Source organism: Streptomyces sp. SID5785 (genome assembly GCF_009870065.1).
In the GTDB taxonomy this organism is placed as follows: domain Bacteria; phylum Actinomycetota; class Actinomycetes; order Streptomycetales; family Streptomycetaceae; genus Streptomyces.
The window spans coordinates 1-9,112 of record NZ_WWIA01000384.1; the positions used below are offsets into that span (position 1 = coordinate 1).

7 protein-coding genes are annotated in these 9,112 nt (G+C 73.9%); 6 read left to right on the forward strand and 1 reads right to left on the reverse strand.

Annotation, left to right across the window (positions count from 1 at the left end; all coding sequences use genetic code 11):
- Positions 1–66 precede the first annotated feature (66 nt).
- The 5 genes from GTW43_RS12695 (at position 67) to sucD (ending at position 6,642) form a co-directional block, all read left to right on the forward strand.
- Positions 67–1,323 carry a VWA domain-containing protein gene (locus GTW43_RS12695; protein WP_237536559.1) on the forward strand — a complete coding sequence of 419 codons (1,257 nt, stop codon included), beginning with the start codon at positions 67–69 and terminating at the stop codon, positions 1,321–1,323.
- 422 nt (positions 1,324–1,745) lie between these two features.
- Positions 1,746–2,678: a hypothetical protein gene (locus GTW43_RS12700; RefSeq protein ID WP_161301764.1), complete on the forward strand. Its 933-nt coding sequence runs from the start codon at positions 1,746–1,748 to the stop codon at positions 2,676–2,678.
- Positions 2,679–2,783: 105 nt separating this feature from the next.
- Positions 2,784–3,977 carry a hypothetical protein gene (locus tag GTW43_RS12705; RefSeq protein ID WP_161301765.1) on the forward strand — a complete coding sequence of 398 codons (1,194 nt, stop codon included), beginning with the start codon at positions 2,784–2,786 and terminating at the stop codon, positions 3,975–3,977.
- A 583-nt stretch (positions 3,978–4,560) separates the two neighbouring features.
- Positions 4,561–5,739, forward strand: a complete 1,179-nt coding sequence (gene sucC / locus GTW43_RS12710; RefSeq protein WP_161301766.1) for an ADP-forming succinate--CoA ligase subunit beta — start codon at positions 4,561–4,563, stop codon at positions 5,737–5,739.
- A 21-nt stretch (positions 5,740–5,760) separates the two neighbouring features.
- Positions 5,761–6,642 carry a succinate--CoA ligase subunit alpha gene (gene sucD / locus GTW43_RS12715; RefSeq protein WP_161301767.1) on the forward strand — a complete coding sequence of 294 codons (882 nt, stop codon included), beginning with the start codon at positions 5,761–5,763 and terminating at the stop codon, positions 6,640–6,642.
- Between the two features lie 81 nt (positions 6,643–6,723).
- Here sucD and GTW43_RS12720 read toward each other — a convergent pair whose 3' ends face one another.
- Entirely contained in the window at positions 6,724–7,881 is a 1,158-nt protein-coding gene (locus tag GTW43_RS12720) for a helix-turn-helix domain-containing protein (RefSeq protein WP_161301768.1), read from the reverse strand.
- 113 nt (positions 7,882–7,994) lie between these two features.
- On the opposite strand from GTW43_RS12720, the gene GTW43_RS12725 reads away from it, so the two are divergent.
- Positions 7,995–9,112 (forward strand): DUF6350 family protein (locus GTW43_RS12725; RefSeq protein WP_161301769.1); only part of this gene is annotated, 1,118 nt, incomplete at its 3' end.

The following is a 9,112-nucleotide window of genomic DNA, read 5'->3' on the forward strand; positions in this document are numbered from 1 at the left end:
GTGCCGGTGCCGGTGCCGGTGCCGGTGCCGGGGCCGGATGAGGAGTGGGCGGGGCGGCAGACCGACATGCGGGTCGAGGAACAAGAGGAGCAAGCGGAGGTGGGGGAAGTGAGCCCGATCAGGAGCGGCGCAGAGGCCGGAGGCGACGAGCGGCTGCGGCGATGGCGGCTCGTGCTGGGCGGTGACGAGGCCGACGGCACAGGGCGGCAACTCGCCGGGCAGGACGCCGCGATGGACAAGGCGCTGACCTCCCTCTACGGAGGAGAGCCGGGCCGGGGCCGGCCCGATGCGCGGGGGACGAGGACCGCCGGGCTCGGGACCAGCGCGCCGAACATCGCCCGCTGGCTCGGGGACATCCGCAGCTACTTCCCGTCCTCCGTCGTCCAGGTCATGCAGCGCGACGCCATCGACCGCCTCGGCCTCTCCGCCCTCCTGCTCGAACCGGAGATGCTGGAGGCGGTGGAGCCCGACGTCCACCTCGTCGGCACGTTGCTCTCGCTCAACAAGGCGATGCCGGAGACCACGAAGGAGACGGCCCGCGCCGTCGTCCGCAAGGTCGTCGAGGAGTTGGAGAAGAAGCTCGCCACCCGCACCCGCGCCACCCTCACCGGAGCCCTCGACCGCAGTGCGCGCGTCGCCCGCCCCCGCCACCACGACATCGACTGGAACCGCACGATCGCGGCCAACCTCAAGCACTACCTCCCCGAGTACCGCACCGTCGTGCCCGAGCGGCTCGTCGGCTACGGCCGGGCCTCGCAGGCGGTGAAGAAGGACGTCGTGCTCTGCATCGACCAGTCGGGGTCGATGGCGGCGTCCGTCGTGTACGCGTCGGTGTTCGGCGCGGTGCTCGCCTCGATGCGGTCCATCCGGACCCGGCTCGTCGTCTTCGACACGGCGGTGGCCGATCTGACGGACCAGCTCGACGACCCGGTCGACGTGCTGTTCGGCACCCAGCTCGGCGGCGGCACGGACATCAACCGGGCGCTCGCCTACTGCCAGTCGCAGATCACGCGCCCCGCCGAGACGGTCGTCGTGCTGATCTCCGACCTCTACGAGGGCGGCATCCGGGACGAGATGCTGAAGCGGGTGGCGGCGATGAAGGCGTCGGGCGTGCAGTTCGTGACGCTGCTCGCGCTGTCCGACGAGGGGGCCCCGGCCTACGACCGAGAGCACGCGGCCGCACTGGCCGCGCTCGGGGCGCCGGCGTTCGCGTGTACGCCCGATCTGTTCCCCGACGTCATGGCGGCCGCCCTGGAGAAGCGGCCGTTGCCGATACCGGACGCAGGGGCGGATACCGGGGGAGGCATGGCGAACCGGATATGACTACCCATCGGTAACACGGGGCTTGCGCTGCCGCAGGCGTCCCGTGCAAGGATCGGTCCACCGTGACTTCCCCGACAGCCCCTGCCCTCCCCGCCGCGCGCGCTCCGCGCACGGCGGTCGGTCGGCGTGCGCTGCAATGGGCGCTGCTCGTCGCCGGGTTGGTCGCGCTCGGGTTCCTCTGCTCCGGACAGGCCCACGCGGACGAGGCCCCCGGGCCCGTGGCCGGCCTGACGGACACCGTCACCGGCACCGTCCGTGATGTGGCCTCAACGCCTGCGCCCGGCGCACCGGCTCAGGCGCAAGCACACGTGCAGACGCAGGCGAAGACGCGGATGCCGACGCAGTCGACGCAGACGCAGCGTCGGGGCTCCGAGGGTGCCGTTCGTCCGCGGATCTCCGATCGCGTCGGGGAGCGGATCACCGTGCCTGCGGGGAAGCGCGTGGCCGAGCCGGTGCTCGGCCGGGCCGCCCGCACCACGCAGCCCGGGGCCACCGCACCCGTACGAGACACGGCTGCCGCGTCCGGGCGTGAGCGGGTCGAGAAGCCTGCGCAGAACTTCGAGCCGGACGCCGTTCCCGGTGCCCGTGTCGGTGCCGCCCCGGTGCGGTCCGTCGTCCAGGGCCTGGCGACCGATCTCGGCCAGGTAGCGGCGGGCCTCGACACCGACCCCGCCTCCGACCCCGACCTCAACCCCGACCTCGACCCCGGCTCCGGGCTCGTCGGCCGGGTCGTCGTGCCTGTCCGCGGTGCGGTGGTCGAACCCGTGCTGGGCGTCGTCCGTGATGTGGTCGGGCCCGTCGGCGCGTTGGGCGAGGACGTCGTCGGAGGGCTGGCCGCCGTGGCGCCCGTCGGCGCGGCGCCCAGCTGGCCGGGGCTTCCCGGTCTGCCCGGGCTGCCCGAGTTCCCCGGACCGGGCGGCGTCCCGGGCGTGCCCGAGGCTCCGGTCGTGACGGCCCCGGCCGGTTCGGGCACGGTTCTGCCCGCCCCGGCGCGGGCCGAGCACCCCGGCGCGGACCCGACGCACCACGCGCGCTCCGCGGACCCGGAGGCGATGTCGTCCCGGGACGCGTACGGCGCCGGAGTCATCGGCGTCCACCACCACGGCGCGCACCACGCCACGCCCGCGGCCCCGGCCGCCGCGCACCCTGCCGGCCCCTCGGCGCCGGTGCGCCCCGATGACGTCCCGTCGGCCGGTTCGGCCGCGGGTGACGGGGGCTCGCCGCGCCACGGGGACCTCCACGCGGCCGCGTTCGGCGACCGGCTCCCCGTCCTCCTCCTGCCCGGCGCCACCGTCCGCGGCGCCGCCCCGGCGGTGTGCGACCGCCAGTACGAGATTCCCGCCTTCCCCGGTTAGGGCAGCCCGCTCCCCGCCCGTGACCTGCCGCGCGGGGGCGGGACAGGTCTGCCCTCCGTCCGGCCGCCGCCGGAACACCCCGGAATTCGAAGGAAACACGTACGCATGAACAAGAACCTCCGCCGCTCGATCGTCATAGCCGCCGGTGTCTCCGGTGCCTGGGCGCTCGGCTCGGCCGTCGCCAGCGCCGACGAACTGCCCGCGCACTCGCTGTCCGTGCCCGACGTCTCGCTGCCCGACGCCGTCGCCCCGGACACCGCGGCCGATGCGGCCGACGCCGTCTCGGGCGCGCACGACACCGTGCAGCACCTGGCCGCCAAGGCCGGAACCGTGAGCCAGAGCCACGCCCACCCCACGCAGCACGCCCCGCAGGTCTCGAAGAAGGCCGTCGCGAAGAAGGCCGTCGCGCAGAAGGCCGTCGCGCAGACGGCGCAGAAGTCGGCCGCTGCCCACGACACCGTCACCCGCGCCGCACGCGCCGAGCGCACCGTCGCGCAGGACGACGTGGACTACCTCTTCGGCCCGCTGTCCGACTTCGCCCCCGAGCTCCAGCAGGAGCTGTCCGGCCGGCACGTGACCGGCGCGGCGGCCCAGGCCCAGGACCGCGCGGGCGCCGCCGTGACCGCGGCCGGCCGCGCGGCCGGACCGGTCGTCGACGAGACGGCCACCGCCGTGCTGCCGCCCGTCGCCGCGACCGCCGTCCAGGGCGTGCTGCCGGTCGCCGGTCAGGCCGTCGGCGACGTCAGCGTGCTGGCGGGCGGGGTGACCGGCGACGTGACGCCGTTCGTCGGCTCGGTCGTCGGCGACGACGTCGCGCCGTTCGCGACCGGGGTCACCGGTCGCGTGCAGCCGCTGGCGGCCGGGGTCGTCGGCGAGGTCGGCCCGTTCGCGCAGGGCCTGGTCGGCGACGACGTGGCCCCGTTCGCCGGGGGCGTGGTCGGCGCCGTGCAGCCGCTCGTCGACACCGTCCTCGACGAGGTCCGCCCGGTCGTGCAGGGCGTCGGCACCAGCGCGCAGGGTCTGGCGCAGGGTGTGACGGGTGACGTCGCGCCGTTCGCGGGTGCCGTCGTCGGCGGGAACGTCGCGCCCTTCGCGCAGAACGTGGTCGGCGGGCACGTCGCCCCGCTGGCCGCGGGCGTCACGGGCCAGGTCGCGCCGTTCGCCCAGGACCTCACCGGGACTGTCGTCGCGGATGCCGCCCCGCTCGCGGGCAACGCCGTCTCCGGCGTGCAGGGCGTGGCGACCGCCGTCGCTCCCGGCTACCTCGCGCAGGGCACCGGCCTCGTCGCCGGAGCCTGACCGCAGGGGCGCCCTGCCGGTCGGATCGGACCCCGCACCGGATGGACCGGACCGGACCGGACCGGCAAAGGATCGGACCGGCAAAGGACCGGACCGACCAAGGACCGGACCGACCAAGGACCGGCACAGGACGCCCCCCAAGAACCGATGCCGCCGCTGCCCGTCCGGCCGAAATCCGTCGGCCGGCCGGGACGCACACGGCGGCCGGGACAGGGCGGCCCCCGTCGGGGACGGGACCGCCCGCCCCGGGACCCGGTGTCCGCACCGGGACCCCTCGGATGGCCTCACCGTGCGCACCCCAGCACGGTGAGGCCGTATACCGCGTCACGACCCCGTAAACAAGTGCCGAACAGTGCCACAAACAGGACGCTCTGTGACCGGTATCACCGCTCAGGTGTGATCTGCGATTTAGAAGCGGTAGCGCAGCGGCGATAACCTGCGAGACGGACATGCCGCGTACCCGGCCACTGTGTACGCCTCGTACGCCTCCCTTGTGACAGCGGAGTCACGTTGCCCTTCGCGGCACGCCCACGCAGATAGACAGACCGCAGAGCGGCGAGATCACTGATAGGGACGGACGCGCGTGGACCTGTTCGAGTACCAGGCGAGGGACCTCTTCGCCAAGCACGGTGTACCGGTGCTGGCCGGTGAAGTCATCGACACGCCTGAGGCGGCGCGCGAGGCCACCGAGAAGCTGGGCGGCAAGTCGGTCGTCAAGGCGCAGGTGAAGGTCGGCGGCCGCGGCAAGGCCGGCGGCGTCAAGCTGGCTGCCACCGCCGACGAGGCCGTGCAGCACGCCACCAACATTCTCGGGATGGACATCAAGGGCCACACGGTCCACAAGGTGATGATCGCCGAGACGGCCCCGGAGATCGTGGAGGAGTACTACGTCTCCTTCCTCCTGGACCGCACCAACCGCACCTTCCTCTCCATCGCCTCCGTCGAGGGCGGCATGGAGATCGAGGAGGTGGCGGCCACCCGTCCGGAGGCCGTCGCCAAGACCCCGATCGACGCGAACGAGGGCGTGACCCCCGAGGTCGCCCGCAAGATCGTCACGGACGCGAAGTTCCCGGCCGAGGTCGCCGACCAGATCGCCGAGATCCTCCAGACCCTGTGGAAGACCTTCGTCGAGGAGGACGCCCTCCTGGTCGAGGTCAACCCGCTGGCGAAGGTCGCCTCCGGCAAGGTCATCGCCCTCGACGGCAAGGTGTCGCTGGACGACAACGCCGACTTCCGTCACCCCGACCACGAGGCCCTCCAGGACAAGGCCGCGGCCAACCCGCTCGAGGCCGCAGCCAAGGAGAAGGGCCTCAACTACGTCAAGCTCGACGGCGAGGTCGGCATCATCGGCAACGGTGCCGGTCTGGTCATGTCGACGCTGGACGTCGTCGCGTACGCCGGTGAGAACCACGGCAACGTGAAGCCGGCCAACTTCCTCGACATCGGCGGCGGCGCCTCCGCGGCCGTCATGGCGAACGGCCTGGAGATCATCCTCGGCGACCCGGACGTCAAGTCCGTGTTCGTCAACGTCTTCGGCGGCATCACCGCCTGCGACGAGGTCGCCAACGGCATCGTCCAGGCGCTCGCGCTCCTCGAGGAGAAGGGCGAGAAGGTCGAGAAGCCGCTCGTCGTCCGCCTCGACGGCAACAACGCCGAGCTGGGTCGCAAGATCCTCTCCGACGCCAACCACCCGCTGGTGCAGCGCGTGGACACCATGGACGGCGCGGCCGACAAGGCCGCCGAGCTCGCGGCCGCGAAGTAAGGGACGAGGGACAGAACAGCCATGGCTATCTTCCTCAACAAGGACAGCAAGGTCATCGTCCAGGGCATGACCGGTGCCACGGGCATGAAGCACACCAAGCTCATGCTGGGTGACGGCACCAACATCGTCGGCGGTGTGAACCCGCGCAAGGCCGGCACCGACGTGGACTTCGACGGCACGTCGATCCCCGTCTTCGGCACGGTCGCCGAGGCGATGGAGAAGACGGGCGCCGACGTGTCCGTGCTCTTCGTCCCGCCGGCGTTCTCCAAGGCTGCCGTGGTCGAGGCGATCGACGCCGAGATCCCGCTCGCCGTCGTCATCACCGAGGGCATCGCCGTCCACGACTCCGCCGCGTTCTACGCGTACGCGAAGTCGAAGGGCGACAAGACCCGCATCATCGGCCCGAACTGCCCCGGTCTCATCACCCCGGGCCAGTCGAACGCCGGCATCATCCCGGGCGACATCACGAAGCCGGGCCGCATCGGCCTGGTCTCGAAGTCCGGCACGCTGACGTACCAGATGATGTACGAGCTCCGTGACATCGGCTTCTCGTCGGCCGTCGGCATCGGTGGCGACCCGGTCATCGGCACGACGCACATCGACGCCCTCGCGGCGTTCGAGGCGGACCCCGACACCGACCTGATCGTCATGATCGGTGAGATCGGCGGCGACGCCGAGGAGCGTGCGGCCGACTTCATCAAGGCCAACGTCACCAAGCCGGTCGTCGGCTATGTCGCGGGCTTCACCGCCCCCGAGGGCAAGACCATGGGCCACGCCGGCGCCATCGTCTCCGGTTCGTCGGGCACCGCCCAGGCGAAGAAGGAGGCCCTGGAGGCCGCGGGCGTCAAGGTCGGCAAGACGCCGACCGAGACGGCCAAGCTGGCCCGCGAGCTGCTCTCCTAGTCCGTCCGCAGCAGCCTGCACACGACAGCGGGCCCGCACCGGTGAGAACCGGTGCGGGCCCGCTGTCGTGTGTCGTCCGGCTCACTCCGCGGCGGGTGCCAGCCGCTGCGGCCCGCCGCTCGTCTCCGCCCGCAGCCGCTCCTGCAGCTTGCGGTCCTTGTCCGTCAGACGCTGCGGACCGGTCAGCGGCGGTACGCCACTGATGGGCGCGCCCGGCGCGGGCACCGGCTCGTACTTGGTCGGCGCCACCCGCACGGTGAGCGCCGTCGCGCCGACGATCAGTACGGTGACGGCGATCGCGGCCCGGGTCCAGAACCGGGTGCGCTTCTCGCCGCCACTGCGCACCGGTCCGGGCCGCGGCGGGTCGAGCTTCTCCGAGCCGGCCAGTTCGCTCAGCCGGCGCTGCAACTGGTCCGGTACGCCGAGGTCGGGCAGCTGTTCGGCTACGGCCTCGCGGGCGTGCAGCACCCGGTTGGCGGCGGCCGGCGTGCTGGCCTCCGTCTCGGCGGCGGTCTCCGGCAGGTTCAGGCCCACGCCGTCGTAGAGGAGCAGCGTGCGCCGGTACGCGGGCGGCAGACTCAGCAGCGCGTCGAGCAGCCTGCGCGCCTCCGGATCGGCGGGCGGGGCCTCCGGGGTGCGGTGGCCGCGGCGCAGCCGGTGCCACGGCGACATCGCGTACTCGTAGGCCGCGGCCCGCACCCAGCCGGCCGGGTCCGGGTCGACGGCGACCTCGGGCCAGCGCTGCCAGGCCAGCTGGAAGGCCCGCTCCACCGACTCGCGGGCCAGCGTCCGACGGCCCGTCAGCAGATAGGTCTGGCGCACGAGATACGGCGCGCAGTGCGCGTACAGCGCGTCGAAGGCCTCGGTCGGGGTACCGGGCCGCTCGACCGGGGTGTCCCCGGGCGGCGGGGTCCTGCGGCGGGCCGGCCGGGCGGGGGACGGGGAGCGGCGGGCCGGGGCGGCGGCCGTCGCCGCGCCCACGAGTTCGGGTTCGGGGTCGGGTGCGCTCGCGCGGCGGGCCGTACGGGCGGCCTGCGGAGCGGCGAGCTCGGTGAGGAGGCGCGCGTACGCCTCCCGCTTGCGGCCGCGCGGGGTGGTGCGGCCCGACTCCCAGGAGCGGACCGTCTCGCGTGTCACGCCGACTTTCGCGGCGACCTGAGCCTGGGTCAGCGACCGCGACTCACGGAGCCTGCGGCGCTCCTTCGGAGGCGGGAGGGGGGTGGCAGCGCCCTGAGTCATGGTGAACTCCACACACCCTTTCGTGGGGAAAAGCACATAAACGTATCTTGAGCGACACATCCGGAGTTCGCCTGTTACGCCGGGAAAGCGCGTGTCGTTGGGAGCATGGCCGGGTGACCCAGACGACCGGCCCCGCCGCCTCCCTGCCCCTGCTGCTCGCCCGCCTGCGCGAGCGCGTCCCGGGGCCCGCCGCCGGGGCGTTCGGCGGACTCGTCGCGGCCGGCCTCGGCCTCGGCGGCTGCGCCGTGCTCGTCACCGTGCTGTGGATCAGCTCCCCCTACCCGGACAGCGGCCCCGGCGGCGCCCTGCACACCGCCGCCGCCCTGTGGCTGCTGGCCCACGGTGCCGATCTGGTGCGCACCGACACCCTGTCCGGGGTGCCCGCGCCGCTCGGCGTCAGCCCGCTGCTGCTGCTCGCCCTGCCCGCCTGGCTGATCCACCGGGCGGCCCGGGACGCCGCCGACGGCACCCTGCACAGCCCCCTGCCGCCGGCCGCCGGGGTCTGGGCCGGGGTCGTGCTCGGCTATCTGCTGATGGGTGCGGCCGCCGCGGTCTACACGTCCGGGGGCGACCTGCGCCCCGACTGGCCGAGCTGCGCGATCCACCTCGTGGCCGTCACCGGTCTGGCGGCGGGCAGCGGCGTGTGGTCCGCGCACGGCCGCCCGCGCGGACCGCTGCCCGGGGCGCTCGGACACCGGCTCGAGAGACTGCCGCGCAGCTACGTCCAGGAGGTGCTGCCCGCTGCCGCGCGCGCCGCGGTCGCCGGCGTGGGCGTCCTGCTCGCCGGGGGAGCGCTGGTGCTCGGCGCGGCCCTCGTCTGGCAGGGGGGCGCCGTCCGGACGTCGTTCCTCCAGCTCACGGCGGCCTGGTCCGGGCGCTTCGCCGTCCTGCTGCTCTGCCTGACCCTGCTGCCGAACGCGGTGGTCTGGGGCGCCGCCTACGCGCTCGGCCCGGGCTTCACGCTCGGTACGGGGCACCAGGTAGGGCCGCTCGGCGGCGCGGCCGGGCCCATGCTGCCCGGGTTCCCCCTCCTCGAGGCCGTCCCGGACCACCCGGCCGGATCCCCGCTGACCTGGGCCGTCGCCGCGGTGCCGGTCGCCGCGGCGCTCACCGTCGCCTGGAGCGCGGCGGGGGCGGAGGCGGCCGGCCGGCCACCGCGCCGGATCGCGGGGACGGTCGGCACCGCGGCCGCCCTGTGCGGCGCCGCGCTCGCCGTCCTGGCGTACATGGC